Below are 1,033 nucleotides of genomic sequence, written 5' to 3' on the forward strand. Positions count from 1 at the left end.
GAGGAGGAGGCGGCGGGCTTGTCGTCCGCGGCGTCCTTCTTCGTGTCGTCCCGGGTCAGGACGAAGGCGGCGGTTCCGGCCGCGGTCACGACGACCGCCGCGGCCGCGACGATGGCCACGGTCTTCGTCGAGAAGGAGCTCCCGCCGCGCTGCGGGGGCTGCTGGCCCCACGGCTGGGCCGGGGGCGGGGTCTGATAGCCCGCCTGCGGGTACCCGTAGCCGGGCTGCTGCTCACCGAACCCCTGCTGCTGCGGCGGCTGCTGCGGCTGCTGCTGGTACGGGTTCGGCTGTCCCGGTTGCTGGTACGGGTTCTGTCGCGGGTCCTGGGGGTTCTGCTCGCCCCCGGGCGACTGCTGCTGTCCTGGCCACATGGCCGGTAACGATAGTGGGAGCGGGAGCCGGGAGCCACGGCCGCCCCCTGGTCGGGTCTGGCCAGGCGGGTCTACTCGTGGGTAACATCGCCTGTCATGAGCGCAGACCAGATGAACGTGGGCGAACTGCTCGCCCAGACCGTGCCGATGGCGGCCACCCTCAACCTCGAATTCATCGAGACCACCCCGGAGCGCGCGGTCGTCCGCCTGCCGGACCAGCCCGCCTTCCACAACCACGTCGGCGGGCCGCACGCCGGCGCGATGTTCACCCTCGCCGAGTCCGCGAGCGGCGCCATCGTCCTGGCCGCCTTCGGCGACCAGCTCTCGCGCGCCGTGCCGCTGGCCGTCCGCGCCGAGATCGGCTACAAGAAGCTCGCCAAGGGCGTCGTCACCGCCACCGCCACCCTCGGCCGCCCGGCCGCCGACGTCGTGGCCGAACTGGACGCGGGCGGCCGCCCCGAGTTCCCCGTCTCCATCGCCATCCAGCGCGAGGACGAGGCCGTCACCGGCGAGATGACCGTCGTCTGGACCCTGCGGCCCAACGCGTAACGCGGATCTCGCGGCGGCCGCGGCGCCGCGCCGCGGCCGCCGCAGGGCTGAACCTCGCCGCGGCCAGGGCGCGTCCCGCCCGGACGCGGCGGGCCGGCGGCGCACAGTGGCCC

1 protein-coding gene and 1 pseudogene are annotated in these 1,033 nt (G+C 74.4%); one reads left to right on the forward strand and one right to left on the reverse strand.

Features of this window, described 5'->3' with window-relative positions:
* A pseudogene (locus ACFV0Q_RS41990) lies at positions 1-371 on the reverse strand (hypothetical protein); the annotation flags it as partial.
* A gap of 96 nt (positions 372-467) precedes the next feature.
* Here ACFV0Q_RS41990 and ACFV0Q_RS41995 point away from each other — a divergent pair.
* Complete coding sequence (locus ACFV0Q_RS41995) at positions 468-920, forward strand: DUF4442 domain-containing protein (RefSeq protein ID WP_385013396.1); 453 nt, start codon at positions 468-470, stop codon at positions 918-920.
* The last annotated feature ends 113 nt before the right edge of the window (positions 921-1,033 follow it).

The organism is Streptomyces sp. NPDC059564, from assembly GCF_042735575.1.
In the GTDB taxonomy this organism is placed as follows: Bacteria; Actinomycetota; Actinomycetes; order Streptomycetales; family Streptomycetaceae; genus Streptomyces.